Consider the following 25833-nt stretch of genomic DNA (forward strand, 5'->3'; position numbering starts at 1 on the left):
TCCCGGCCAGGACTGTCCGATAAGCACAGTGGCGCCGCAGAGATCTTGTCCCGGTACCCCCTCGCTCCCCGGCGGCACACGTTGTTAGATGGCGTAAGGACTATCGCCCACAGGAGAGGATTTCGAACGCATGGCCGAGAGGATCGCAGTAGTATCCGGCGCCGCCCGGGGAATCGGGGCCGCCATCGCCAAACGGCTGGCCTCCGACGGGATGAAGGTCGGCGTGCTCGACCTCGACGAAGCCGCGTGCGCCGACACCGTATCGGCGATCACCGGCGCCGGCGGACAGGCGATCGCGCTCGGCGCGGACGTCAGCAAGGAAGATTCGGTGAACGCCGCCGTCGAGCGGCTGGCCGCCGAACTCGGCGAACCCACCGTCGTGGTCAACAATGCCGGTGTCCTGCGCGACAACCTGCTGTTCAAGATGAGCGTCGACGACTGGGACACCGTGCTGGCCGTGCATCTGCGCGGCGCGTTCCTGCTCACCCGCGCGGCCCAGAAGTACATGGTCGAGCAGAAGTGGGGCCGCATCGTGAACATGTCCAGCACCTCGGCGCTGGGCAACCGCGGCCAGGTGAACTACTCCGCCGCCAAGGCCGGTATGCAGGGCTTCACCAAGACCCTGGCCTTCGAACTGGGCAAATACGGCGTCACGGCCAACGCGATCGCTCCCGGTTTCATCGTCACCGATATGACCGCGGCCACCGCCTCCCGTGTGGGCGTCGATTTCGAGGATTTCCAGAAGGCCGCCGCCTCCCAGATCCCGGTGAACCGGGTGGGGCAGCCGGAGGATATCGCGCATACCGCGTCGTTCCTGGCCAGCGAGGGCGCGGGGTTCGTCTCCGGCCAGGTCATCTACGTCGCGGGCGGACCCCGCGACTGAGTGCCGCGCGGGCGGGTCATCTACGACGCGGGTGGCTCCGCCTGTGCCGCGCAGCGGGTTATCTACGACGCGGGCATCCGTCAGCCGCCGGACCATGCGGAATGCCGGTCCGGCCGCGTGCGAGGCGGGATTTCCGGGCGCCGAGCGTGGGCGGAAATCTGTTTCACAGGTCTCGAGGGCCAATCGGTACCGGGGCCGGCGCGGCGGGGTGGCCGGGTACCGGAACGCGCCGTGCGCGCCACGAGCCGAGGAGCCCGCGCCCGCCGACCGCGAGCCGGCGGGTGAGCGGCACGTGGGCGCGGCGGGTGAAGACGGCGAAGCCGCTGTCCTCGATGCGGTCGAGGATTTCCGAGTAGAGGGTCAGCGCGGTGGCGACGCAGGCCCGCGAGCGCGGGTGCAGCAGTGCGATCCCCTCCCGTGCGTACGCGTAGCGCTCGCGGGTGAGGGCATGCTGGTGGGCGAGGGCGCGGCGCACGCGGGCGTCGGTGCGGCGATGGATCCGGCACCAGTGCAGTACGTCGCGGTCCACGCCGAAGGCCGCGAGTTCATCTGCCGGTAGGTAGACCCGGCCGCGGGCCAGGTCTTCGTCGATATCGCGCAGGAAATTGGTGAGCTGGAAGGCGTAGCCGAGTGCGGCCGCGTGCGGGGCGGCGTCCTCGCGCGGCCCGACGGTGCCGAGTACGGGCAGGACCTGTAAGCCGATCACCTCGGCGGAGCCGTGGACGTAACGGTCGAGGGCGGCGCGGTCGGGATAGCCGGTGACGGTCAGGTCCATCCGCATGGAATCGAAGAACGCCTCGAACCATTGCGCCGGCAGCCGATATGTGCGGGCGGTGTGCAGGACCGCGGCCAGCACGGGGTCGGCGCCGGTGTCGCCGTCGCGGAACTGCCGCACCAGAGTGTCCAGGCACGCAGCGCGGTCGGCGGTGCTCGTGGCGGGGTCGACGGTGTCGAGAATGTCGTCGGCGCGGCGGGCGAATCCGTAGAGGGCATGGATGGCGGGGCGCTGGTCCGGGGCCAGTAGCCGGGTGGCGAGGAAGAAGGTCCGGCCGTGCTGTGCGTTGAGGGTGCGGCACGCGGTGTAGGACCGGCGCAGTGCCGGGTCGAGGATTTCCGCGGCGTCGAGTTCGGTACGGGTCATGATGCCGATCTCCGGTCCGTGCGTGAAACGAGTTGCCCGGCCGATGACGCGGGCATGGTGCCGGTGATGCGGTCGGCGGCCAGCCGTCCCGAGATCAGCACCGGTGGGATACCGACACCGGGCACGGTGGAGCCGCCGGCGAGGACGACATTGTCCAGTCCGCGGATCATATTCGCAGGTCGCAGCGGACCCGTCTGGGAGAGGGTGTGCGCCAGCGCGAACGGGCTACCGGCGAGCATCCCCTGCCGCGCCCAATCCGCCGGGGTGAGTACATGCAGCACGTCCACGCCGGTCAACGGTGCGGGCAGGCGCTGATTCACCGTGGCGAGCAGTTCCTCGGTGTAGGCGGCCGAGCGACGGTCCCAGTCGATCGGTGCCCGTGCCAGATTCGGCGCGGGCGCCAGAACCGACACCAGGTCCCGGCCGGGCGGAGCGAGCGTACTGTCCGTCGCGGTGGGGCGGGTGACCAGCAGGGATGGGTCGCGCATCGGCCGGCCGCGGGTGAGGATATCGGCGAACGCCTCGTTCCAGGCGTGCCCGAACAGCAGCGTGTGGTGGGCGAGCTGGGGACTGGGGTCACAGCTCAGCTGTACGACCACGGCCGAGGGTGCGGCGATCGGCCGCTGCGGGCGCCGCGACCGGTGGCCGACAAGCGTGTAGGTGTGCGCGAGTTCGGTGGTCGAAACGAGTGCGTCGCAGGCGAATCGGGCTCCGTCGGCGGTCGTGACCGACAGGATTCGCGAGCCCGACCGCTGGGCCGACACCACCGTCGCGCCGTACTCGATGCGGACGCCGGCCTCGACGGCCACCGCGGCCAGCGCGTCGGGCAGCGCCCGCATCCCGCCGAGCGGGAAGAACACACCTCTGATGGTGTCCATATAGGCGATCACCGCATAGGCCGCCAGCGCCCGCTGCGGCGCGACCCCGGCGTAGAGGGACTGGAAGGTGAACAACCTGCGCACATCCGGGTCACGCAGGTGGTCGGCGACCGCGCGGTCCCAGCGTCGCAGGCCCCCCGCCATGATCAACCGCAGGGCAGCGGAGTTCACCAGGGACGCCGGGGAATCGAAGTCGGCGGCGATGAACCGCTCGAACTCCGCGTCGTAGAGGCGGGTCAGCCAGCGGCGCAGCTTCAGGTAGCCGGCCGCCTCTCGCTCTCCCGCGAAACCGGCTATCGCGGCGCTCATCCGTTCGGCGCCGGTGTGCACCTCGAGTTCGCGGCCGTCGGCGAAACGTGCCCGGTAGGCCGGATCCACCGGCACCAGCCGCAGATGATCGTCGGTGTTCGCGCCGACGGCGGCGAACACCTCGTCGACCAGATCCGGCATGGTCAGTACCGTAGGCCCCAGATCGAGCCGGCAGCCGCCGGTATCGGCGCGACCGGCACGCCCACCGGGGACGTCCGCGCGTTCCAGCACCGTGACCGCCACCCCGCGACCGGCCAGACGGATCGCGGCCGACAATCCGGCCAGTCCCGCGCCGATCACCACCACATGCCCGGCGCCACCCGTGACGCGTCGCATCGTGTGTGCCCTCCTCACAGTCGGCGAGTCGTACAGCGGGTGGCCAGGGCATCCAGCAGCGCGCGCCGGCGCACGGGTATCGTCGCGCCGGCCAGCACCTGCCGGGCCGCATCGACACGTTCGCCGATCATCGCCTCGATCCGGGCCGGAGCGCCGGTTGCGGTGATGAGCGCACGTACCCGCCCCACTGCCGCCTCGTCCAGTTCGGGCGCGTCCAGCAAGGAATACAGTTCCTCCCGCTCGCCCGGGCGGGCCATCTCCACCGCGGCCACTATCAGGGTGGTGGCCTTGTGCTGGGCGATATCCGAATCACCCGATTTACCGGTGATTTCGCAGCGACCGTAGACGCCCAGCACATCGTCGCGCAGCTGGAACGCCTCGCCGATCAGGCGGCCGTACTCGCCGAGTGCCGCACCGGCCAGCTCGCCGCAGCCCGCCATGGCCGCACCCATCACCAAAGGCCATTTCACCGTGTAGTCGCCGGATTTCGCCCGTGCGATCGTGAGTACGGATTCCAGCGACGGCCTGGCCCTGATGTCGTTGCACAGATCGGCGAACTGCCCCAGCGCCAGCTCGGTCCGCATCCGGTCGTAATGCGGCCACACCCGCGCGAGGGACGCCGCGGGGACGCCGCTGTCGCGCATCATCTGCTCCGACCACACCAGGCACAGATCGCCGAGCAGCGTGGCGGCCGACTCCCCGAAACGGGCTGCGTTACCGGGCAGTCCGTGGTCGCGGTATTGATCGGCGAATCTCGTGTGGGCGGCGGGCTCACCACGGCGCGCTGCGGCCTCGTCCATCACATCGTCCTGCAGCAGGGCGAACGCTTGCAGCAACTCCATCGCGGCGCAGGCACGCAGCGCGGCGGCGTGCTCACCGGCGCCGCACAACCACCCGGCGTACATGAACGCCGACCGTACGCATTTCCCGCGGCCGGCGTACTGACGCAATACCGGCTCCACCGAGATCCCCGGCACCGGCTCGACGCGGCGGTCCCGGAGGAACTCGGCGAGTTCGGCCAGTACCCGCGTCCGGATTCGGTCGTGCCAGTCCGGCACCTGCTCGACATCGGATACCCGCGGTCTCTTGGGGCACGTACGGGCCGACTGCACGATCTCTGCGTCCATCAGGGTTCCTCGGCGATGCTCCGGCGGCGGATGACGTCACCACCATAACGCGCTTTCGATGCAAAAGCGATGCATCATCAGAATCGCCGGAGCGATCAACGCATGGACACACACCCCTGCCAGGTCTGGAAATCCCCGGCGAACCCGGGACCGCCCGTACACGTCGGCGCCGAGGTTCCGTTCACGGTCACCGACGCCCCCGGCCCGGCGAGGGCGATGGACAGCCCCGGTCGCACCCCGATAGTGGTCGCCTCGGCACCCGGGCCCACCGCGATCGCCGCGGGCCCGGACAGGAACTGCGCGGCCGAGGCCGCGGTGCCGCCGTTCTGCGCGACGGCCAGCGACAAGCTGGTCGGCGCCGCATCGGCCTGGGCGTTCCCATCGAACCCGTACGCGGCGGCGGCACCACCCGCGGCACTCGACGCGGAACAGGCGGCACCCTCACCACCGGCCTGTATCGCCGCTTCACCCGGAGCCGGGCAGGAGGCCGGCGGCGCGGCCGCCGCCGTGGGTCCCCCGACAAGAGCCCACAGCGACGCCGCGCCCACCCCGGCCAGCACACCGATCGAACGCGCAGCAGTGAAATGGAACATGACGGTCTCCTCCATGATGTCGGCGCCGCGGCCGCGGGGCCGGGCTACCGGTCCGAATATCTCCGTCTATGACCCCCTTCACACTACGCCGCTAGTGATTCAACTTCGATGCGTCACGCGAATCGCTCCGGATCCGCCAACCCCCGCTGACAGCGGCAAGCGATCCGGGTAACACGCCCGTGGACGGGTGACGATGACGCAGAGGAAAGGGTTGTACTCATACCGGGAGGACCTTCATGCGCACACTCGGCACCACCCTGGCCGCGGCCGCACTTCTCTGCGTCCCCGCCATCGCTTTCGCCGGCCCCGCAGCCGCCGGCCCCGAACTACAGGCACCCCTCAACACGATGGTCACCGAAGGCAGCGGCCTCTGCTACGGCAATATCCGCGGCAATGTCGATGTGCCCACCGCCCGTATCACCCTCACCTTCGCCTTCTACAACACCGACCCGGCCTTCGTCGCCGACCAGCCCTACGACCCGGACAGCCCCTGCCGCACCACCGCATACGTCACCTGGGAAAACCTCGACACCGGAGCCACCGGCGAGGTCCCGATAGAGTTCGCCGGCGCGGCCGGTTCGATCATCGACCCCAACCAGCATCTCCCGTGGTACAACAGCGCCCAGCTCCCCAAGGAACCCGGCAACTACAAAGCCACCGTGACCACGAAGGAACTGCGCTGGCCCGAGTCGGTCTCCGTCGAATACACGCTCCCCGCCGATTAGCGCCGCATCCTGACGGCGGCGCCCACACGTTCCACCGCTACGCCTTCTCGGCTGTGACTGCCGCAGTCCCCGGCTTCCAGCCGACACCGGCGAGCAACAATCGCTCTGCCACAGAATTGAAGCGTAAGGGCGACCGCACGGCCACCAGTCCCCCGGCGCGACGAGCCCGGGCGTCAGCAACCGCAGGCCTTCGAAGAATCCGGCGATTTGCTCGTAGGTGCGAAACCAGCCCGACCCGAGGAATTCCACATACCGGGCCTGGCACTCCTGCGCGTACTGGTGCAGATTGTCACCGGCGCCGGGGTCGAAAAGGTGCGTAAGTACCAGAAACGAACCAGGAGGCAGCGTTCCGACCAAGTCGCGCACGACTTCCGCCGGGCCGAGAGCGTCGTCCAGGTGATGCAGTACCCCGCACAGCAGCACACCTATCGGATGCTCGAAGTCGAAATACGTCCGGACAGCTTGATTGTTCAACAGGCCAGGGTCGGTCAAATCGCCGAAAACGTAGTGGGACCGTTCGTTCCGCTCGAGCACTGCCCGGCCGTGCGCAACACAGACCGGGTCGTTGTCGACGTAGACGACGACCGGCCGGTCGGCCGATGGGAGACCCCGCGAGAGGTCCACGACCTGGTGGGTGTTGACCGGACTGGACTCCGGGACCGGCAGCCCTGCGCCGAGGTCCAGAAATTGCCACACCCCGGCGGTCTCCGCCAGGTACCGAACCACCCGCTGCTGAAACTTGCGGCATGCCCACGCCGCGGCATACTGGCCCGGCGCCGATTTCTCCAGTTCCTGGGCGACGTCCGCATCAGCAAGATAGTTGTCCTTCCCGCCGAGCATTTTGTTACGGACTCGCGCGGCACTCGGGCGAAAGCCAGGAATACTCTCCGCAGCCCGCGCCTCGGTCTGTGGCACGGCGCCGAGTATGTTCGCGGGGCTGTCGTCAGCCGGCACGCCGCACCGCCCGATGCTGCGCTTTCCATCGGGCGATCACACCATCGATCTCACGTTGTAGGCGTTCGCTGTCCTCGTGGGTCGGCTCGCGTTTCGCATCAGCGTGCGAATCCAAGGCGAGCAATCCATCTCGGGTCCGCTCGAGCAGTTCCCGATACTCCGAGCAATCCGGCCGGCACCGCAGCGTCGACAGCATCACCTCGTCGCGCGCCAGGATCGGACCGGCCACATTCGGCAATCGGACGGGCAGGGGTTCCACGGCAATCCTCTGCTTATCGCACTCGATGACTGTCGGTTCCTAATCGTTTAGTGGAGACATTGTGGGTAAGCGCCCGCCGCCGGGGATGGCCGAGCTGACGACCACCCGTCACGCCCGGGCGGCGCCACCCGTGACGAGCCGGGCCGTGTGCGCCGAAGGCCGGCAGAGCAAGCCATCGACCCGGCGGCGGGGCTGCTTCCACCATTTCGCAGCCGTTCAGCGCGAACCAGGTCCGGACGGGGTACGCCAGAGGTACGCCGGGGGTATTGTCGGTGCACTCGACGCGTAACAGGGGGCGCAACCGGTGGATTCGTGTGGGCGATGGACGGGACGTGAAGTAGCCGCGTTCCGGGAGGCGCTGGGCATGAAGCGTGAGGCGTTCGCAAGCCACACCGGCGTATCCGCCGAGGCGGTGCGGAAATGGGAACGGCGAAGAGAAAGCATCCAGCTCACAGCACCCTACGCCGCGCGAATGGACCGCAAACTGCGCCAAGCAGAAGATGTTGTCGTAGAACGCTTCTGGGCGCTACTACGCAACAGCACCGCTGTCACCGTCACCGAGCCTCAACTCGGCACGCTCCTGGAATCAGCGGCGGACACCGAGCACCTCGTGGTGCGGGCCCACACCGAAGCGGGAAGGGTCGTCCTGGTGTCCGTCCCCCGCCGCGCGTTCGTTGCCGGTATCGGAGCCGGTGCTTTCGGCATGGCCGCGAGTGCCACCCTTTCCAGCGAGACGCTGGCCGCGGTATTCGCCCGCAGCGACATCGACCACGTCAAGTTCTTCCGCGACAAGCGAATGCACATCATCGAATCCGACAACATCTACGGTTCTGCCAGCACCCTCCCGGAGGTGGTCGCCGCCATCGACCGCATACAAGCGCTTCGCCAGGCGAAAGTGGCCGATTCACAGAGCATTCTGCGTTTGCTGGCTATGTACGCCGAAACCGCGGCCTGGCAATGCCAGGACCAGCGGATGTTCCACCACGCCCAGCGCTGGGCCGAGAAGGCCCTGACATGGGCGCACCAACTCGGCGACAACTACTGCATCGGGCTGTCGCTGGTGCGGATGAGCCAGCTTGCCGCCGACCGAGGCGACGGCCCAGGCAGCGGCGAACTCGCCGAAGCCGCCGAGCGCAGCGCTCCTGCCGCGTCACTGTTCACCGCCGCCTCTGTCGCCTACCGTGCACATGCGCTGGCAATGGAGGGCGACCGAACCGGCAGCGCCCGCGCTTATGACACTGCCCGAACACTGGTCGACGCCGCCGACACCGACCCAGGTTGGGGGTTCTTCCTCGATCACGCCTATATCGACGCCTATGAAGCCCACAGCCTCGCGGCCCTCGGCGACAACTTCACCGCCACCACACGGTTCGACCAGGCCACAGCACGGATGCAGTCCGGCTACCCGCGTGACCGCGGTGTCTACCTCGCGCGTGCCGCTGTCGCGCATATGGCCGTCGGCAATATCGAGCGAGCGGCAGCGCTGGGCACTCAGACCCTGCGGATCGGCGTCGCCACCGGATCTGGACGCATCATGGAGCGGGTGACCACCCTGGCGAGCATGATGGACCCCACCAGCACCCAGACCGGCGTCGACGAGTTCGTCGACGAGTTCGAGCAATGGAAGGCGGAGAGTTGCCCCGACCGTACGTAGTTCTTTCCGTCGCGGTCAGCGTGGACGGCTATATCGACGATCTCGTTCCCGAGCGTCTCTACCTGTCCAACGAAGCCGATCTCGATCGCGTCGAAGTCGTGCGCACCGAATGCGATGCCATCCTGATCGGTGCCGAGACTCTGCGCCGCGACAATCCGCGGCTGATCATCAAAAGCCCGCAACGTCTCGCCGCACGCGCAGCCGCCGGGAAATCAGCACATCTGCAGAAAGTTGTGATCACCGGCTCCGGGAACCTCGATCCTGCCGCGAAGTTCTGGCACCACGGCGTCGAGGAACGACGTCCCCTCGTCTACACCACCGATACCGCCGCCGAGAAGTTACGCGACCGCCTCGGTGATCTCGCCGTTGTCGTATCGCTGGGCGCGGCCGTAGGTTTCGGTGCGCTTCTCGATGATCTCGGCGAACGTGGCATCGGCCGTGTGATGATCGAAGGTGGCACCAGTATCCACACCGCGGTACTAGCCGCGGGTCTCGCCGACGAACTGCACCTTGCCGTAGCCCCGCTGCTCATCGGCCAGTCCGATGCACCTCGATTCGTCGACCCTGCCGAGTTCCCAGGCGGTTCCCGCAGGCGGATGCAGCTGGTCGACGTGGCCAAGTTCGGAGATGTCGCCCTGCTCCGGTACCTACCGAAGATCGAGTCCGACGGGAGTTAGCGATGCCATGGCTGCCGCAGTGTCGGGAGCCTGAACATCGCGGATCGACGCAACCGCGACAGCGTCAGTAGGGTGTCCGAGACCAGCGCGCAGGACTTGGGGCGCGTGGTCGATCGGCTCGGTCCGCTTGCGAAGGAGGTCGCGGTGACCACAGCAGAACAACTCCGTGCAGAAGGCCAGGCCAGGGGGCAGGTCAAGGGGCAGGCCAGAATCTTGCTACGCCAGCTCGCCCTGAAATTCGGGCCCCTGCCCGACGGGGTTGCCGAGAGGGTCGAGGCCGGTGAGCCCGCCGAGTTCGAGATGTGGAGCGAGCGAGTGTTGACCGCGAACAGTCTCGAGGAGTTCTTCGGCCGTAGCTGACGCGGAAGGATCGGGCTGCGCGCCGGTGGATCCGACTGACGACCGCTCCCCGATCGGTGTTGTATTCGATTGCTGTGGTGCACTTTTCGGAGGAGCATCAGCGGTATGCGAATACGGACCGTGGTCGCGGACGACTGGCGGATTGCGCGGCGGGTGCGGTTGGACGCGCTGGCCGGGTCGCCGCCGGGGACCTTCTCCACCGGTCATGCCGAAGCGGTGCAGTGGGACGAACGACAGTGGCGGGAGTGGACCGTCCGCCGGGACCCGTTCTTCGTGGCCGAAGACGATTCGGGGCCGGTGGGGTCGGCGGGGGTCATCGTATCGACGGACGGTGTGCCCGAGCTGGTGTCGATGTGGACGGCGCCCGTCGCCCGGGGCACCGGGACATCCGATCGGCTGGTGCAGGCCGTGATGCTGTGGGCGGCGGCCGGGTACCCGGAGTTGCGGTTGTGGGTGGTGGACGGCAACTGGGTGGCCGAGCGGTTGTATCTGCGCAACGGGTTTGTACGGACCGGGGCGACGCGGCCGTGTGCTGAGGATGATCCGCGGCCCGAGCACGAGATGGCGGTGGCGTTACCTCGCGCGGGCTGAGGTCTACAGAAGGGGCATTTTTTTCCGCATGTGCGGATATATACTGCCTCGCGTGACGTATCTGCGGATCAGGGAGGCAGCCGGGCTGCTCGGGGTCAGTGATGACACTGTGCGCCGCTGGATCGATCAGGGGCGGCTGGAGTCGGTCCAGTTGGAGAACGGGCGCAAGGGGGTCCGCGGACAGGATCTGGCGGAGTTCGCGCGGGAGATCGCGGAGGCTCCGGAGCCCGGCGTGACCGTGGCGGCCTCGGCTCGGAACCGGATGCGTGGCATTGTTACCCGGGTAGTCAAGGACACCGTGATGGCGCAGGTGGAGCTGCAGGCCGGGCCGTTCCGGCTGGTTTCGCTGCTGAGCCGGGAATCGGTGGATGAACTCGGGCTCGAAGTGGGCAGTGTGGCGGTGGCGTCGGTCAAGTCGACGCATGTGGTGGTCGAGATACCGGAGAGCTGACAATGACAACGGTAGTTGGACGGGTTCTGCGCGGTGTGGCCGCGGCGGTGGTGCTGGTCACCGTACTGGCCGGGTGCGGCGCGGACGATTCCGGAGGTGATTCCGGTAGTGCTGCGGACGGCGAGATCGGCGGGACCCTCACCGTTTTCGCCGCGGCTTCACTCACCGAGGCGTTCACCACGCTCGGGGAGCAGTTCGAGGATGCTCACCCGGGCGTGAACGTGGAGTTCAGTTTCGCGGGGAGTTCGGCGCTGGCCGAGCAGATCCGGCAGGGGGCACCGGCCGATGTGTTCGCTTCGGCGGCGCTGCGCAATATGGAGCAGGTGGTGTCGGCCGGCGGTATCACCGGCGGGCCGGTCACCTTCGCCCGCAACCGGCTCGAAATCGCGGTGCCCAAAGGCAATCCGGGCAGTATCAGCGGGCTGGCCGATTTCGGGCGGCCCGAACCGCGGATCGCGTTGTGTGCCGAACAGGTGCCTTGCGGGGTGGCAGCGGACAAAGTTTTCGCCGTGGCCGGTGTGACGCCGCAACCCGATACCAGGGAACCCGATGTGAAAGCGGTACTGACGAAGGTCACGCTGGGTGAGGTGGATGCCGCGCTGGTTTATCGGACCGACGTACGGGCCGCGGGCGACGAGGTGACCGGTATCGAATTCCCGGAGGCCGAGCAGGCGATCAACGACTATCCGATCGCACCGGTGGCCGCAGCGCCGAACCCGGCCGCCGCGCAGGCGTTCGTCGATTTCGTGCTCACTCCGCAGGCTCGATCGGTTTTCGCCACGGCCGGTTTCGACGCACCGTGAGCGGCGGCGCGACCTCGTTGCGCCGCCGCCGCGCCGTCCGTGGCCGGCGGCCGTTGATTCTGGTCGCGCCGGCGCTGCTCGGGTTGCTGTTCCTGATCGTTCCGCTGGCGGGCTTGCTTGTCCGCGCGCCGTGGCGGGATCTGCCGGACCGGTTGTTCAGTGCGGAAGTCGGGCAGGCGCTGCGGCTTTCGCTGGTGTGCGCGAGCCTGGCCACGGTGGTGTGCCTGGTGCTGGGTATTCCGCTCGCCTGGCTGCTGGCCCGCGGCGAGCTGCCGGGTCGCGGGCTGATCCGCGCGCTGGTGACGGTGCCGCTGGTGTTGCCGCCGGTGGTGGGCGGCGTGGCGCTGCTGCTGGTGCTCGGCCGGCGCGGGCTGGTGGGCCAGTACCTCTACGACTGGTTCGGTTTCTCGCTGCCGTTCACCACGGCCGGTGTAGTGGTGGCGGAAGCGTTCGTGGCCATGCCGTTCCTGGTGATCTCGGTCGAAGGCGCGCTGCGCGGGGCGGACCCGCGCTACGAGGAGGCGGCCGCCACACTCGGCGCCTCCCGCTGGCTCACGTTCCGGCGGGTGACCCTGCCCTCGATCCTGCCCGGCGTGGCGGCGGGGACGGTGCTCTGCTGGGCCCGCGCGCTCGGCGAATTCGGCGCCACCATCACCTTCGCCGGGAATTTCCCGGGCCGGACCACCACCATGCCGCTGGCGGTGTACCTGGCGCTGGAAACCGATCCGGCCGCCGCCATCGTGCTGAGCCTGGTGCTGCTGCTGGTGTCGGTGGTGGTGCTGGCGGCGTTGCGTGAGCGCTGGATCCGGGGGGCACTGTGACGCTCGCGGCGGAACTGCGGGTGACCCGCGGCGATTTCACGCTCGATCTGGACCTCACCCTCTCCCCCGGCGAGGTCGTCGCGCTACTCGGGCCCAACGGCGCCGGGAAGAGCACCGCCCTGCGGGCGCTGGCCGGGCTCACGCCACTGACCGCGGGTTCGATCCGGCTGAACGAACGGATCTGGGACTGCCCACCCACCGAATTCGTGCCCGCCGAACAGCGTTCGGTCGGCGTGGTGTTCCAGGACTATCTGCTCTTCGCCCACCTCGACGCGCTGGAGAACGTGGCCTTCGGACCCCGCGCACGCGGGATGCGCCGGGCCGCGGCCCGGGCGCAGGCCGCGCACTGGCTCGACCGCGTCGGACTGGCCGATTACGCCCGGAGCCGGCCCCGGGAACTCTCGGGTGGCCAGGCGCAACGGGTCGCGCTGGCGCGGGCGCTGGCCGTCGATCCGGAGCTGCTGCTGCTGGACGAACCGCTCGCCGCATTGGACGCCGCCACGCGGGTGCGGGTGCGGGCCGAACTGGCCCATCATCTCGGCGACTATTCCGGGCATACGCTGCTGGTCACCCACGACCCGCTGGACGCCATGGTGCTCGCCGACCGGCTGGTGATCGTGGAGCACGGCGCGGTGGTCCAACAGGGTCCGCCCGCCGAAGTCGCGCGGCGCCCACGCTCCGACTACGTGGCGGACCTGATGGGGCTCAACCTGTTCCGGGGCGCTGCGGACGGCACCCGGGTGCGGCTCGACGGCGGGGGTGAACTCGTCGTCGCCGAGCCGGCCACCGGACCCGTGTATCTGACCTTCGCGCCGTCGGCCGTCGGCCTGCACCTCGAACGTCCCGGCGGCAGCCCGCGCAACGCGTGGCCGGTCACCGTGGCGGGTCTGGAACAGCACGCGCATACCGTGCGGGTACGCCTCGACGGCCCGGTACCCGCGCTGGCCGATATCACCGCGGCCACCGTCGCCGACCTCCGGATCCGGCCGGGGTCGGCGTTGTGGGCCGCACTCAAGGCCACCGAGATCCATATCTACCCCGCCTGACGATCACCCGGCCCGCCACTCCCTGTGGACGCACGAGCTGGCCGCCACCCGCCGACAGCACACTGCCGGGACACGGGGCCCGGAATGCGGCGATGTGCACGACCTGCGCAGGCGAGCACGGACGGCGGCCGCGATCGAATCGGAGACGGTGCCGCGGAACGAGCACCGCCCGGGTGGTACTACTCCGCGGAGCCGAGCCGCTCGAGGATGCGATCGACGATAGTCGCGAAGGCGTTCACCTGTTCCTCGGTGAGCGCGTCGAAAACCAGCGTGCGTACGGCCTCGACATGGCCGGGCGCGGCCTGTTCGATCGCCGCGCGACCCTGTTCGGTGAGCACGATGAAGGCGCCGCGGGCGTCGTCGGGGCAGTCCTCGCGGCGCACCAGCCCGCGCTTCTGCATCCGGCCCAGATGGTGTGACAGCCGGCTCTTCTCCCATTGCAGGACCTGCCCCAGTTCACCCACGCGGATCCGCGGCTCGGGCTGATCGGTGAGCCGGACCAGGACATCGAAATCGGCCAGCGACAACCCCGAGTCGTTCTGCAGCTGCCGGTGCAGGCGGGCCATGAGCTCCGAGTGCATCGCCATATAACCCCGCCAGGCACGCTGCTCTTTATCGTCGAGCCATCGCGTTTCTGTCATATGCCCAGCGTATCGCAGTAGTTGACATATCACCAATATGAGTGCAGGCTTTATATGACACGTCAACCACTTCTGGATCGCGGAGGAACGAAACCCATGTCGAATCTGAAAGAGCTGAGCGGAACCTACCTCCTGGACCCCACGCACACCCGCGTCGGCTTCGTGACCCGGCACGCGATGGTGACCAAGGTGCGCGGTTCGTTCAACGAATTCAGCGGTAGCGCCTACTTCGACATCGAGAACCCGGAGAACTCCTCGGGTGAGGTGACGATCCAGGTCGCCAGCATCGATACCCGCAATGCCGACCGCGACAACCACCTGCGCGGCCTCGACTTCCTGGGCCTCGACGAATACCCCGAGATCACCTTCCGCACGACGGCGATCTCCCCGACCGGCCCCGACACCTTCGACGCCACCGGCGACCTCACCGTCAAGGGCGTCACCCGCTCGATCACGATCCCGTTCACCTTCGAGGGCCAAGCGGCCGACCCGTTCGGCAACACCCGCGTCGGGTTCGAGGGCTCCACCACCATCAACCGCAAAGACTTCGGAATCACCTGGAACGCGGCCCTGGAAACCGGCGGCGTGCTGGTCTCCGACAAGGTGGTCCTGGAATTCGAGGTCTCCGCGATCAAACAGGACACCGAAGCCGAGGGCTGACCACTCGCGGCGGCCGGCGGCAACCCGGGGCAGCACTTTTCGTCCGACGCCGCGAAAGATCCGACGGCCGCGGCCACCGGTCGGCATGACCGCAACCCCGGCGAGGATCAGCGATACCGCCCGGCACCTGCCGCCGGCGACCATGCCCGGCGGGTGCCGACACGGCAGCATCCAGACGATGGAGGCGCCGGTTCCCTCACCGGGCGCTGCCTGGGGTCATGCGACGCCTCGGGTCAGAGGTAACTCGTATCGTTGACCAGCCGGACCGATGAGCCGCCGTCCGGATAGAACTCCGCGAGCGAGAGCGACGCCAAGTCCAGATGCAGCCGGTACAGCAGTGACGGGCCGACACCCAGCGCGAGCTGCAACAGGGTTTTGATGGGGGTGACGTGGCTGACCACGACGATATTCGCACCCGGATACCGGGCGACCAGATCGCGGCGGACGTTCTCCACTCGCTCGCGGACCTCGTCGAAACTCTCGCCGCCCGGGGCGGGTAAGGACGGGTCGCCGAGCCAGCGGGCGTGCAGATCGGGGTCGCGTTCGGCGGCTTCCCGGAAGGTGAGACCCTCCCATTCGCCGAAATCGGTTTCGGTGAGCCCCTCGATCACCCGGACCTCCAGCCCCAGCGCCGCGGCCGTCGCCTCGGCGGTTTCCCGGGCGCGGCCGAGCGGCGAGGTGACCACCGCGGAGATATCGCCTTTGGCGGCAAGCATTTTCGCGGCGCGGGCGGCTTGTTCCCGCCCCACCGCGGTGAGCGGCGGGTTCCCGCGGCCGGAATAGCGGCGCTGCACCGATAATTCGGTTTGACCGTGCCGCAGCAGGAGGAACCGGGTGGGACGTCCGGTCGCACCGGTCCAGCCCGGCGACCCGGAAAGCCGGGTCGCGGCACTCCGGGAATCCGCGGCCGGATCGGCCCCCGCGGAACCGGCCGTAACGCCTGGAACTTCGCGGCGAGCAAGGTCGGTATCCGCAGCTCCGGCTCCGGCTCCGGCTCCGGCTCCGGCTCCGGCTCCGGACGGCGTGGTAGACGGTCGCTGTGCCGCGGTACTGCCCGGCGAGGTCGCGGCGACGGCCTCGTGGACCTCGTCGATCAGCGCACCGTCGTCCATGGCCTCGTTGGCGAGCCGGTCGGCGTGCGAGTTCTCGGCGCGCGGAATCCAGCGGTAGCTCACCTGATCGAAACCCGCGGCCAGCCGGCGGGCCCGGTCGGCGAGCGGGACCATCGACGCGTGTTTGACCTTCCAGCGGCCCGACATCTGTTCGACCACCAGCTTGGAATCCATCCGCACCGCCACCACCCGTGCACCGAGTTCGGCCGCGGCTTCCAGGCCCGCGATCAGGCCCCGGTATTCGGCGACATTGTTGGTCGTGACGCCGAGCGCTTCCTTACGCTCCGCGAGCACCGCCACCCGGTCGGCGTCGAATACCACCGCGCCGTAGCCCGCGGGCCCCGGGTTACCCCGCGAACCCCCGTCGGCCTCGACGATCACCTCGCGCACACTCATTCCGGCCTCCCACCGCCCGGCCCCGCGCCGGGGCCCGTTCTCACAATCCGGATTCTTTGGTCCGCACCAGCAACGCGCCGCATTCGGGGCAGCGCACCACCACATCGGGCGCGGTTTTCGCGATCCGCGCGATCTCGCCGCGGTCCAATTCGATCCGGCACGCGCCGCAGCGGCGGGCCTGCAGCAGGGCCGCGCCGGTGCCGTGGCCGATGCGCTGGCGGTCGTAGATCGCCAGCAGCTCGTCCGGGAACTTGCCGACGAGGTTCGCACGATCGTTTTCGCAGCGCTGCTGGGCCACCTCGAGATCGGCCATCGCCTGATCGCGGCGTTCGCGGGCGGCGGCCAGATCGGCTTCGGCCTTGTCCAGCCGGGCGCCGGCGTGCTCGTGATCGGCGGCGGAGGCCTCGCGGCGCTCCATCACCTCCAGCAGTTCGTCCTCGAGCACCGAGCGGCGGCGTTCCAGGCTGCCGAGTTCGTGCTGTAGTTCCGAGAGCTGTTTGGCACCGACCGAACCGGCTTCCAGCACACCGCGGTCGCGTTCCTCCCGTTTGCGGACCGCCTCGACCTCACCCTCGAGTTTGCGGATATCGCGGTCCAGATCGTCGAGCACGATCTCCACGGCCACGGCCGCGTCCTTCTGCGCGTTGCGTTCGGCCTCGAACCGGTCGACCTCCTGCTGTTCGGGCAGCACCTTGCGCCGGTGCGCGATCCGCGTCAGCTCGGTGTCGACCTCGGCGAGACGCAGCAGTTGGGCCTGAATCGATGGTTCGACATTCAACGCGAACGAACTCCCTGCACGCTGTGGACGGATAGAACGTCCACCGTACTCGGTCGCCGGCCCGGTCCCTCGGCGGCCGGTCCGATCGTCGCACGGCGAATCCGGACCGGCATCCTCAGCCGCCGCAGCCGACGGTCCACGGGTCGGTCCGCACCTCCGACACCCGGGTTTCCAGCTCCGGTAGCGCGGCCCGGGCCACCCCGGCGGCCTGCGCGCACCACGGGAACTCGGTGGCCCAATGTGCCGCATCGATCAGCGCCGGACCGCCGCGGCGCAGATGCTCGTCGACGGGGTGGTGGCGCAGGTCGGCGGTGAGATAGGCGTCCACACCGAGCCGGGTGGCGGCGTCGATCAGCGAATCCCCTGCCCCACCGCAGACGGCGACGCGGCGCAGCACGCGATCGGGGTCGCCGGCGGAGCGCACACCCCAGGCGGTCGCCGGCAGGGCGGCGGCGGCGCGGGCGGTGAACTCGCGCAGGGTCAGCGGTTCGGGCAGTGTCCCGATACGACCGAGACCGAGATTGCCGGGGAGCGCGGCGCGTTCGGTCACGTGATAGGCGGGTTCCTCGTACGGGTGCGCCGCGCGCAGCGCGGCCAGGATCGTGGCGCGGGCTGGTGGCGACGCGACCACCTCGATCCGGTCCTCGGCCACCCTGGTCAGTTCCCCCACCGTGCCGACGGCCGGGTTCGCACCGTCGAGCGGCCGGAACTGGCCGGTACCGGTGACCCGCCACGCCGCCTCCCGGTAGTCACCGGACCCACCGGCTCCCGCGGCGAACAGTGCCGCGAGCACTGCTTCGGCGTGCTCGACCGGCACCTGGATACTCCATTTATCCACGGCGGGAACGGGTTTCGGATCGAGTGGGCCGGTGACCGTCAGGCCGAGCGCCGCCGCGAGCGCGTCGGAGACTCCGGGGTCGGCGGAATCGGCGTTGGTATGCGCGGTGAACAGCGCACAGCCCGCCCGGATCAGCCGGTGGACGAGGGCACCTTTGGGCCGGTCGGCCGCCACACTGTCCACCCCCCGCAGCAACAGCGGATGGTGCGCGACCAGCGCCTGCGCACCCCATGCCACCGCCTCCTCGACCACGGCCGCGGTGACATCGACCGCGAACAACACCCGCCGCACATCCTCGTCCGGGTCCCCGCACACCAGCCCCACCGAATCCCACGATTCGGCCAGCCGCGGCGGATAGGCCGTCTCCAGCGTCTCGATCAGTTCCGCGAGCCTCGCCACACCACACCTTTCGTAGACCGCCACCCGGCAGCGTCCGCCGGGTGGCTCCCATACGCCTCACCCCAGATCGTCGGTGCAGCGAGTACTGCCCCGGCGACCGAGTGCACCACGTCGGCTTCCGCGCAGCGGGCGAACACCGACGATCCGGCAACAATAATCCGGACCGGCCGGTGAACCGTCCTGCTACCGGTACGGCGAGACACCGGACCACGGCGGCGCGGCCCGGCAGGCGTCCGAGGGAGGTCCTAGTGCTTCGCGGCGCAAGGGGCACGGTGCACCTGCCGCCCAGGCGGCTATGCGCACTTTTCTCGGGCTGCGCTCGCGCTTTTCCTAGCCGGTCTCGTGGGCAGGTCCGTCGCCGTCGAGGGTCAGCACGACCAGCGGCACGGGCCGGTCGACCTTGGACTGGAAATCCGCCAGCAAGGGGTTGTTCGCCAGTACCCAGGCCGCGAACTCGTCGTAGTCCGCACCTTCGAGCACCTTGCCGGTCGCCTGGTGGGTCTTGTCCCGGAGCTCGATGGTGACCTGCGGATTCGCCTTGATGTTGTACCACCAGGCCGGGTACTTGTCCTCGATGAACGAGCTCACGTACATGATGTCGCCCCGATACAAGGGGCCGAGCGGAGTCGTGTGCCGCTTGCCGCTCTTGGCTCCCGTGGTGGTGAGCAGGATGAGGTCCCCGCCCGCGTACGCACCGCCCACCTTGCCCGAGTTCTCCCGGAACTCCTTGATCACATCATCGTTCCAGCCGGCGATGCTGCCCTGCTCGTCCCAGGCCTGGTTCCACGGCGCGTTCGGGTCGTTGTAGTCGGTGATATCGGTCTGCTGCTGTGCCGAGTCGGTTTCGCTCATGATTCGAGGGTGTCGTTTAATCCGGCCGGTTTCTGTCCTAAATCAACGTGCATCGGATACCGAATCGGCCGAGCGGGTCTCGGCTGGGCCTGCGCGCCACCACCGTCAGTCCGGTATCCCCGCGGCACGCAATGCGGCGACGAGCCGGTCCACCTCCGCGGCCGGGCGCACCGCGACGCGCAGGTGGTCGGGCCCCAGCCCTGGGAAGGTATCGCAGCGCCGCACCGCTATTCCCTGCTGCCGCAGATGTTTGCGTACCAACTCCCCGTCGCGGACCTCGAGCAGGAGGAACGGGGCCGCCGCCGGCGAACCGACCCGGACCCCGGCAGTGCCCAGCCGCGCGGCCATCGCCGCCCGTTCGCGGGCGATCCGCACCGCTGCGGCCGCGGTTTCCGCCACCGCTTCGGCCGACGCGGTCGCGGTGATCGCCGCGAGCTGGAGGGTGCCCAGTGGCCAATGCGCGCGACCTCGGACGAGCCGCCGCAACAGTCCGGGCGCACCGAGCAGATAACCGCAGCGCAGCCCGGCCAGCGCCCAGGTCTTGGTGAGGCTGCGCAAGACCAGCAGCCCGTCACCCGCCTCTCCGGCCAGGGTTTCCGGTTCCCCGGGCACGGCGTCCATGAACGCCTCGTCCACCACGACGACCCGGCCCGGGCGCTGCAATGCGCGCAGGGTGTGCGCGGGATGCAGCACCGAGGTCGGGTTGGTGGGATTGCCGACGACCACCAGGTCGGCCTCGGCGGGCACCAGCGCCGGGTCCAGGGTGTAGGGCGGCTCCAGCACGACCCGGGTCACCGCCACCCCGGCTTCGCGCAGCGCGAGCTCGGGTTCGGTGAACGACGGATGTATCACCGCGGCCAGCCGGGGACGTAGTCGCGGAAGCAACGCGAAGCCCTCCGCACCGCCGGCCAGGGTCAGGACGTGATCGGCTTCGATCCCGTGCCGGTCCGCGACCGCCTCCCGGGCGACCCGGTCCTCCTCCGCCGAGGGGTACCGGCCGAGCGAATCCAGTGCCGCGGCCAGCCGTTCCCGCAGCCACCGCGGCGGCGCGGTGCCCTGGACGTTCACCGCGAAATCGAGCAGACCGGGCAGGGCTTCCACATCGCCGTGATGGCGTAGGCCGGCGAGATCGACGTGATCGGCGAGCATGAGACGCACCCTACGTGGCGCCCGCGGCGCCCTACCCGCCAGAATGGCTGTCGTGGGTGAGCTGCACATATCGTTCGTCTGTACCGGCAATATCTGCCGGTCGCCGATGGCGGAGAAGATCCTGGCCGGGCATCTGTCGCGGGCGGGTCTGGCCGGCCGGGTGCGGGTGAGCAGCGCGGGCACCCACGGGTGGCACGCCGGATCGGAGGCCGATCCGCGCACCACCGAGACCCTGCGCCGCCACGGCTACCCCACCGGGCACCGCGCCGCCGAGTTCGGTAACGAGCACTACGACGCCGATCTCGTCGTCGCGATGACCACCGAACACGACCGCCATCTCGCCGTCCGCGGGGTTCCGTCGCAGCGGCGCCGGCTGCTGCGGAGTTTCGACCCGGCCGCCGACGGCCTCGACGTACCCGACCCCTACTACAGTTCGGACGCCGCGTTCGACCTGGTCCGCACCCAGATCGAAGCCGCCGTCCCCGGCCTGCTGGACTGGGTCCGGGCGGCACTCGCCGCCCGCGCCGGCGAACCGGAGCCCGCGTGATGCGCCGCCTGACCTTCCTGCTGCGCCCCGGCTGGCTGATCCTGGCCGCGGTGGTGGCGGCGTTCGCCTATCTGTGCTTCACCGTGCTGGCGCCGTGGCAGCTGGGCAAGAACGAGAGCACCTCCGAACGCAACCAGTTGATCGCGGATTCGGTGGACGCCGATCCGGTGCCGGTCACCGATCTGCTCGACGGCGACACCGGCGCGGCCACCGAATGGCGGAAGGTGTACGCCGAGGGCAGCTATGTCCCGGATTCGACGGTGCTCGTCCGTTTGCGTCATCTCGACGGCGCCCCGGCCTATGGGGTACTCGCGGCGTTCACTCTCACCGACGGCCGCACCCTGCTGGTCGACCGCGGACTGGTCGCCGCCGTCGACGGTTCGCAACCGCCGCCGATCGAACCCGCGCCCACCGGCACGCAGCGGGTCGAGGCGCGGGTGCGGGTCTCGGAGAACGTCGACCCGGAGCGGGTTCCCACTGTGCAGAACGGTGTCCCGCACGTCTACTCCATCGACCTGCCGCAGGAAACCACCGTCCTGGGCCTGCCGCTGACCCCCATCCCGGTGGGCGAGCGCGGCGCCTACCTTCAGCTCGCCGAGAACCAAGCCGGGGCGTTCACCCCCGTGCCGCTCCCCCAGCTCGACTCCGGCCCGTACCTCTCCTACGGCCTGCAGTGGCTGGCCTTCGGCATCATGGCCCCACTCGGCCTCGGCTATTTCGTCTGGGCCGAGATCCGCGAACGCCGCAGGTCACGCGCCCCGGAGCAACCCGAACCGACCGACACCGAGCCGGAACCCGTCACCACGGAAGCACGCCTCGCCGACCGCTACGGCCGCACACCCCGCTGACTTCCCCGGCCGAATCGTGGGACCGGCAAGCGGGTCGGCTCAGCGGCCGCGAGCGCGGCGCCGCTCCCGCGGTACCACGCACAGCGGAGCCAGCACCACGGCCGAGGCCAGGGCGGCGTACTGCACCAGCTCGGACAGCCGCACGGCCCGGCGCAGATCGGCAACGGCCGGCGCCGGGCCGCTGCCCAGTTCGGGCCGGTGTTCGACGCCGTGCCGGTATTCGGTGCGCCCGCCGAGCCGGATCCCGAGTGCCCCGGCCGCCGCGGCCTCCACCACGCCCGCGTTCGGGCTCGGATGCCGCGCAGCGTCCCGGCGCCACGCCCGCACGACCGCCCCCGGCCGGCCCCCGACCATCGGCGCCACCGCAGCCGTGAGCAATCCGGTCAGCCGGGCGGGCAGCAGATTCGCGAGATCGTCGACGCGGGCGGCGGCCCAGCCGAACCGCCGGTAGCGCCGGTTTCGATAGCCGATCATCGCGTCGAGCGTGTTGACCGCTCGATACCCCAGCAAGCCCGGCACACCGGCCACGGCACCCCACAGCAGCGGCGCGACCGCGGCGTCCGAGGTGTTCTCCGCGATCGACTCCAGCGCCGCCCGCGCCAGCCCGTCGGCGTCGAGAACCTCGGGATCGCGCCCGCACAGCGCGGGCAGCAGCTCCCGGGCCCCGGCCACATCCCCGGACTCCAGCCGTTCCGCCATGTCGTGCCCGGTCCGGGCGAGACTCCGGCCGCCCAGCACCGTCCAGGTCGCCAGCGCCACCGGCAGCACACCACCGCGACGCAGCATCAGACCCGCCCCCACCGTGGCGCCGACCAGCACCGTCTCGTGCACGATTCCGGCCCGCCGCCGGTCCGCATAGGTCACCGTTTCCAGCGACGCCGCGAGCATCCCGAATCCGGCCACCGGATGCAGGCGCCGCGGGTCGCCGAACACACGATCCAACACGAACCCGGCAAGCAGCCCGGCCGCGGTCGAAACACCTCCACGCACCCGGTGAGCGTAGCCAGCCGGCGCATATGACCGGACCCTGGTGGTCGGCACGGTGCAGCTCCGGTCGCGCCGTCCCCTGCGCACCCACGCTGCCCGAATACGGCTCGGCACCCGAAGACCACGCCTTGGTACGCGCCCCTCGACGGTCCGGACCCCGGCACAGGTGTCCATCGGCGGGATGACCGGCGGCGTACTGTGGTCCGCGCCCGACAGCCCGCAACCTCGGCACATCGCTGTCGAGGCGCAGCGGTGGCAGGCTCGGGCGAGCCGCGCCCCGGTACGGCAATATCCCGGCGCGCGGTGCGGTTGTCACAGAGCAGAGGCCGGTTTCGTCGTCTCGACGACACCGATCGCCCGCCCCGGGCCAGAGGACAAGGAACCGCAGTGACCGACCGATCCGCCCCCGCCGACCTGGCCGCTCGTTTCGAAGAACTGCGCCCGTACCTGCGCCGCCTCGCCTACAGCACGCTCGGCAGTCTCGCCGACGCCGACGATGTGGTGCAGGAGGCGTGGCTGCGGTTGCAGCGGCATCACGAGACCGGCGGCGCACCGATCGACAACCTGCAGGCCTGGCTGACGACCGTCGTCGGGCGGCTGGCGCTCGATCAACTGGGGTCGGCACGGGTGCGGCGCGAACAGTATGTGGGCGAATGGCTACCCGAACCCGCGGTCACAGAGTGGGAGGACCCGGCCGACCGCATATCGCAGGACGAACGCGTCACCATGGCGCTGCTGGTGGTACTGGAATCGCTGTCCCCGGCCGAGCGCACCGCCTTCGTCCTGCAGGACGTTTTCGGGATGGCGGGCCCGGAGGTCGCCGAGGTGGTGGGCCGTACTCCGGCCGCGGTACGCCAGCTGGCATCCCGGGCACGGAAGCGGGTCGAGGACGGTACGCCGCGGTTCCCGGCCTCACCGGACGAACATCGCAAGGTGGTGTCGGCGTTCGCGCTGGCCTGGCGGTCCGGTGATATGAACGCGCTCCTGGGCGTGCTCGACGAGCGGGTCACCCTCACTGCCGACGGCGGCGGCAAGGTCCCCGCGATCCGCAAACCGGTGCGCGGCGCCGAGCTCATCGCCAAGATGCTGCTCGGCTGGTACCACGCGCCGTCGGCGCCCGGCGGGTGGGGCCGGGCGATCGAGGTCAACGGGGAACCGGGCCTGCTGGTGTTCGACGGCAGGCATCCGGGGATCTTCTCCTTCACCGTCGATGCGGGCCGGATCACCGCCATCCACGCCGTGCGCAACCCCGACAAACTCCGCAACCTCCCGGACGATATCGACGGCGAATGGATCCTGAACACCGCCGAGCCCGACGTGGGCTGAGCGGCACGACGACCGGCCGTCCCCGCGGACCCGGGTGGCACCGGGTTAAGTTCGTGGCATGAGGATCGAAGTCAGCGGACACCGGCCCGAGATTCACGAGGACGCGTGGATTGCGCCCACCGCCTGCGTGATCGGCAAAGTGAAGCTCGAGGCCCAGGCGAGTATTTGGTACAACGCTGTGCTGCGCGGGGATACCGAACTGATCACCGTCGGCGAGCGCAGCAATATCCAGGACGGCTGTGTACTGCACGCCGACCCCGGATTCCCGACCACGGTCGGCGCCGGAGTGTCGGTGGGTCACAATGCGATCCTGCATGGCTGCACCATCGAGGACGACTGCCTGATCGGTATGGGCGCGACCGTGCTCAACGGCGCCGTGATCGGGCGCGGCAGCCTGATCGCGGCCAACGCGCTGATCCCCGAGGGCGCCCGGATCCCGCCGGGTTCGCTGGTCGCCGGAGTGCCCGGGAAGGTGCGCCGCGAACTGACCCCCGAACAGCAGCGTGGGCTCGAGCTCAACGCCATGGTCTACCTGCACCACACGTCCGAGCACCGGACCGCGAAGGAGTTCTGAGGCGCACCCCGCGAGACACTTTTCTGGACAAGCGTCCAGTTGGTGGCTGATACGATGGAGCCAACGTATCCGGGGAGACGGGCGAGCCCGAAACCCGCTGTCCTGCAAGGCGTCGGCGTTTCGGGCGAGCCCGAGCACGTAGGCACCACGGGTGCCGGCAGGAGGTTTGACGGGTGGCGTGTGAGCGTTCCGAGACGCGCCGGCCGAACGGGCAGGTCAGCGTGGCCGATATCGCCGCGCAGCCCGGGGGGATCGAGGCGCTGCGCCGACGGGTCCACGAACTCCGTTCCCGCGGAGTGGATTTCGCGGCCAATGCGATAGAACACGAGATGGCCGAACTCGACCTGGCACCGGAGTGATACCGGGCACGAAAACAACGCAGCAGGCTTTCCGGCCTCCCCGAGTGCGGTACATGCGGCCGGCGGAGGCCGAAGCGTCGGCGCCGGTATCGCATCACGCAATGAACACAGGGTCCGATACAGTGTGGAAACCATGCCACCCGTACCGCCGATCCTGCAACGCATCCTGTCCGAACCTCCCGCCGACAGCGTGAAGGTGCTCGACAGCGCGTTATCGGCGTTCCTGGATTTCGGGATCAAACGGACCAGCATGGGCGAGATCGCGCGCCGCGCCGGAATCAGCCCCGCGACCCTGTACCGCCGCTTCGAATCGAAGAACGACCTGGTGGAAGCGGTGACGATCAGGGAGGCGCAACGCTTCGTCGTCAAAATCGACAACCGGGTGCGCACGGTGGCCGGCTCCGAGGATCAGCTCGTGGAGATCTTCGTCGCCTTCATCTCCGCCATCGCCGGTAACCCGTTGCTGCTGCGCCTGCTGCGCACCGAACCCGACCTGGTGCTGCCCCGCCTCACCACCGAAGCCGGTCCGATACTGGCCGTCGGCCGCACCTACCTGGCCGCGAAACTGCGCGAACTGAGCGATAGCGGGGACAGCGCCGATTTCGACCCCGACCTGATCGCCGAGATCATGGCCCGGCTGGCGCTATCGCTGGCACTCACCCCCGACGGTCTCATCCCCATCGACGACGAAGCGGCCGGCCGGGAGTTCGCCCGGCGCACCCTGCTCCCGATGGTGTCCGGGCACAAACCCGGCTGAGC

29 protein-coding genes and 1 pseudogene are annotated in these 25833 nt (G+C 69.4%); 17 read left to right on the forward strand and 13 right to left on the reverse strand.

All coding sequences use genetic code 11. The features are described from left to right. Positions 1-130: 130 nt before the first annotated feature. On the forward strand, positions 131-883 hold the full coding sequence (fabG, locus tag ACQEVO_RS21710; protein ID WP_432916006.1) for a 3-oxoacyl-ACP reductase FabG: 753 nt from the start codon (positions 131-133) through the stop codon (positions 881-883). A 163-nt stretch (positions 884-1046) separates the two neighbouring features. Here fabG and ACQEVO_RS21715 read toward each other — a convergent pair whose 3' ends face one another. From ACQEVO_RS21715 to ACQEVO_RS21730, 4 genes are all read right to left on the reverse strand, one after another. Further along, positions 1047-2024 (reverse strand): phytoene/squalene synthase family protein, encoded by a 978-nt coding sequence (locus tag ACQEVO_RS21715; RefSeq protein ID WP_432916008.1) that lies wholly within the window; start codon positions 2022-2024, stop codon positions 1047-1049. Further along, positions 2021-3547: a phytoene desaturase family protein gene (gene crtI / locus ACQEVO_RS21720; RefSeq protein WP_432916010.1), complete on the reverse strand. Its 1527-nt coding sequence runs from the start codon at positions 3545-3547 to the stop codon at positions 2021-2023. Before crtI ends, ACQEVO_RS21715 begins: the two co-directional genes overlap by 4 nt. A gap of 14 nt (positions 3548-3561) precedes the next feature. Beyond that, positions 3562-4674, reverse strand: a complete 1113-nt coding sequence (locus ACQEVO_RS21725) for a polyprenyl synthetase family protein (RefSeq protein ID WP_432916012.1) — start codon at positions 4672-4674, stop codon at positions 3562-3564. A 95-nt stretch (positions 4675-4769) separates the two neighbouring features. Further along, positions 4770-5267 (reverse strand): DUF6764 family protein, encoded by a 498-nt coding sequence (locus ACQEVO_RS21730; protein WP_432916014.1) that lies wholly within the window; start codon positions 5265-5267, stop codon positions 4770-4772. Positions 5268-5503: 236 nt separating this feature from the next. On the opposite strand from ACQEVO_RS21730, the gene ACQEVO_RS21735 reads away from it, so the two are divergent. Then, positions 5504-5992, forward strand: a complete 489-nt coding sequence (locus ACQEVO_RS21735) for a hypothetical protein (protein ID WP_432923412.1) — start codon at positions 5504-5506, stop codon at positions 5990-5992. Between the two features lie 147 nt (positions 5993-6139). On the opposite strand, the pseudogene ACQEVO_RS21740 reads toward ACQEVO_RS21735, so the two are convergent. Both ACQEVO_RS21740 and ACQEVO_RS21745 read right to left on the reverse strand, forming a co-directional pair. Then, positions 6140-6946 (reverse strand): annotated as a pseudogene (locus ACQEVO_RS21740) (SAM-dependent methyltransferase); the annotation flags it as partial. Further along, the gene (locus tag ACQEVO_RS21745) at positions 6936-7205 is read right to left on the reverse strand and encodes a hypothetical protein (protein ID WP_432916016.1); all 270 of its coding nucleotides are present in this window, start codon (positions 7203-7205) and stop codon (positions 6936-6938) included. The pseudogene ACQEVO_RS21740 and the gene ACQEVO_RS21745, both read right to left, overlap by 11 nt. A 364-nt stretch (positions 7206-7569) precedes the next feature. Between ACQEVO_RS21745 and ACQEVO_RS21750 the strand changes: the two genes are divergently transcribed. The 8 genes from ACQEVO_RS21750 (at position 7570) to ACQEVO_RS21785 (ending at position 13608) form a co-directional block, all read left to right on the forward strand. Further along, positions 7570-8859, forward strand: a complete 1290-nt coding sequence (locus ACQEVO_RS21750) for a hypothetical protein (RefSeq protein WP_432916017.1) — start codon at positions 7570-7572, stop codon at positions 8857-8859. Continuing rightward, positions 8841-9536: a RibD family protein gene (locus ACQEVO_RS21755; RefSeq protein WP_432916019.1), complete on the forward strand. Its 696-nt coding sequence runs from the start codon at positions 8841-8843 to the stop codon at positions 9534-9536. Before ACQEVO_RS21750 ends, ACQEVO_RS21755 begins: the two co-directional genes overlap by 19 nt. 144 nt (positions 9537-9680) lie before the next feature. Further along, positions 9681-9896 carry a hypothetical protein gene (locus ACQEVO_RS21760; RefSeq protein ID WP_432916020.1) on the forward strand — a complete coding sequence of 72 codons (216 nt, stop codon included), beginning with the start codon at positions 9681-9683 and terminating at the stop codon, positions 9894-9896. Positions 9897-10001: 105 nt separating this feature from the next. Next, positions 10002-10487: a GNAT family N-acetyltransferase gene (locus ACQEVO_RS21765; RefSeq protein WP_432916023.1), complete on the forward strand. Its 486-nt coding sequence runs from the start codon at positions 10002-10004 to the stop codon at positions 10485-10487. Positions 10488-10539: 52 nt separating this feature from the next. Beyond that, positions 10540-10938, forward strand: a complete 399-nt coding sequence (locus ACQEVO_RS21770; protein ID WP_432916026.1) for a TOBE domain-containing protein — start codon at positions 10540-10542, stop codon at positions 10936-10938. A gap of 2 nt (positions 10939-10940) precedes the next feature. Then, the gene (gene modA, locus ACQEVO_RS21775) at positions 10941-11741 is read left to right on the forward strand and encodes a molybdate ABC transporter substrate-binding protein (RefSeq protein WP_432916029.1); all 801 of its coding nucleotides are present in this window, start codon (positions 10941-10943) and stop codon (positions 11739-11741) included. Next, entirely contained in the window at positions 11738-12562 is an 825-nt protein-coding gene (modB, locus tag ACQEVO_RS21780; protein ID WP_432916031.1) for a molybdate ABC transporter permease subunit, read from the forward strand. The genes modA and modB overlap by 4 nt, the downstream gene beginning before the upstream one ends. After that, positions 12559-13608 carry an ABC transporter ATP-binding protein gene (locus tag ACQEVO_RS21785; RefSeq protein WP_432916033.1) on the forward strand — a complete coding sequence of 350 codons (1050 nt, stop codon included), beginning with the start codon at positions 12559-12561 and terminating at the stop codon, positions 13606-13608. The genes modB and ACQEVO_RS21785 overlap by 4 nt, the downstream gene beginning before the upstream one ends. Before the next feature lie 179 nt (positions 13609-13787). Here ACQEVO_RS21785 and ACQEVO_RS21790 read toward each other — a convergent pair whose 3' ends face one another. Beyond that, positions 13788-14249 carry a MarR family winged helix-turn-helix transcriptional regulator gene (locus ACQEVO_RS21790; protein WP_432916036.1) on the reverse strand — a complete coding sequence of 154 codons (462 nt, stop codon included), beginning with the start codon at positions 14247-14249 and terminating at the stop codon, positions 13788-13790. 96 nt (positions 14250-14345) lie between these two features. On the opposite strand from ACQEVO_RS21790, the gene ACQEVO_RS21795 reads away from it, so the two are divergent. Beyond that, the gene (locus ACQEVO_RS21795; RefSeq protein ID WP_432916039.1) at positions 14346-14909 is read left to right on the forward strand and encodes a YceI family protein; all 564 of its coding nucleotides are present in this window, start codon (positions 14346-14348) and stop codon (positions 14907-14909) included. Positions 14910-15142: 233 nt separating this feature from the next. On the opposite strand, the gene ACQEVO_RS21800 is transcribed toward ACQEVO_RS21795, so the two are convergent. The 5 genes from ACQEVO_RS21800 to cobC all read right to left on the reverse strand — a co-directional run bounded on the left by ACQEVO_RS21800 (position 15143) and on the right by cobC (position 20433). Next, positions 15143-16417: a bifunctional RNase H/acid phosphatase gene (locus tag ACQEVO_RS21800; RefSeq protein WP_432916042.1), complete on the reverse strand. Its 1275-nt coding sequence runs from the start codon at positions 16415-16417 to the stop codon at positions 15143-15145. A gap of 40 nt (positions 16418-16457) precedes the next feature. Then, positions 16458-17195: a zinc ribbon domain-containing protein gene (locus ACQEVO_RS21805; RefSeq protein ID WP_432916045.1), complete on the reverse strand. Its 738-nt coding sequence runs from the start codon at positions 17193-17195 to the stop codon at positions 16458-16460. 115 nt (positions 17196-17310) lie between these two features. Then, complete coding sequence (locus ACQEVO_RS21810) at positions 17311-18432, reverse strand: Nif3-like dinuclear metal center hexameric protein (RefSeq protein WP_432916047.1); 1122 nt, start codon at positions 18430-18432, stop codon at positions 17311-17313. 330 nt (positions 18433-18762) lie between these two features. Continuing rightward, positions 18763-19284, reverse strand: coding sequence for a nitroreductase/quinone reductase family protein (locus ACQEVO_RS21815; RefSeq protein WP_432916050.1), 522 nt, complete (start codon positions 19282-19284; stop codon positions 18763-18765). A 105-nt stretch (positions 19285-19389) separates the two neighbouring features. Then, a complete protein-coding gene (gene cobC / locus ACQEVO_RS21820; protein WP_432916053.1) occupies positions 19390-20433 on the reverse strand; it encodes an Rv2231c family pyridoxal phosphate-dependent protein CobC in 1044 nt (347 codons plus the stop codon). Between the two features lie 43 nt (positions 20434-20476). Between cobC and ACQEVO_RS21825 the strand changes: the two genes are divergently transcribed. Further along, complete coding sequence (locus tag ACQEVO_RS21825; RefSeq protein ID WP_432922898.1) at positions 20477-20980, forward strand: low molecular weight protein-tyrosine-phosphatase; 504 nt, start codon at positions 20477-20479, stop codon at positions 20978-20980. Next, positions 20980-21828 (forward strand): SURF1 family cytochrome oxidase biogenesis protein, encoded by an 849-nt coding sequence (locus tag ACQEVO_RS21830; protein WP_432922901.1) that lies wholly within the window; start codon positions 20980-20982, stop codon positions 21826-21828. The genes ACQEVO_RS21825 and ACQEVO_RS21830 overlap by 1 nt, the downstream gene beginning before the upstream one ends. A 39-nt stretch (positions 21829-21867) precedes the next feature. Here the strand turns inward: ACQEVO_RS21830 and ACQEVO_RS21835 are convergent, their stop codons facing one another. Then, positions 21868-22818 carry a cobalamin biosynthesis protein gene (locus ACQEVO_RS21835; protein ID WP_432916056.1) on the reverse strand — a complete coding sequence of 317 codons (951 nt, stop codon included), beginning with the start codon at positions 22816-22818 and terminating at the stop codon, positions 21868-21870. Between the two features lie 384 nt (positions 22819-23202). On the opposite strand from ACQEVO_RS21835, the gene sigJ reads away from it, so the two are divergent. The 4 genes from sigJ (at position 23203) to ACQEVO_RS21855 (ending at position 25831) form a co-directional block, all read left to right on the forward strand. Beyond that, entirely contained in the window at positions 23203-24141 is a 939-nt protein-coding gene (gene sigJ / locus ACQEVO_RS21840; RefSeq protein WP_432916058.1) for an RNA polymerase sigma factor SigJ, read from the forward strand. Positions 24142-24199: 58 nt separating this feature from the next. Continuing rightward, positions 24200-24715, forward strand: a complete 516-nt coding sequence (locus ACQEVO_RS21845) for a gamma carbonic anhydrase family protein (protein WP_432916061.1) — start codon at positions 24200-24202, stop codon at positions 24713-24715. A 173-nt stretch (positions 24716-24888) separates the two neighbouring features. After that, positions 24889-25074 carry a hypothetical protein gene (locus ACQEVO_RS21850; RefSeq protein WP_432916064.1) on the forward strand — a complete coding sequence of 62 codons (186 nt, stop codon included), beginning with the start codon at positions 24889-24891 and terminating at the stop codon, positions 25072-25074. A 133-nt stretch (positions 25075-25207) separates the two neighbouring features. Continuing rightward, positions 25208-25831 (forward strand): TetR/AcrR family transcriptional regulator, encoded by a 624-nt coding sequence (locus tag ACQEVO_RS21855; protein WP_432916067.1) that lies wholly within the window; start codon positions 25208-25210, stop codon positions 25829-25831. Positions 25832-25833 lie beyond the last annotated feature (2 nt).

This window comes from Nocardia sp. CA-290969 (assembly GCF_050936135.1).
GTDB lineage: Bacteria > Actinomycetota > Actinomycetes > Mycobacteriales > Mycobacteriaceae > Nocardia.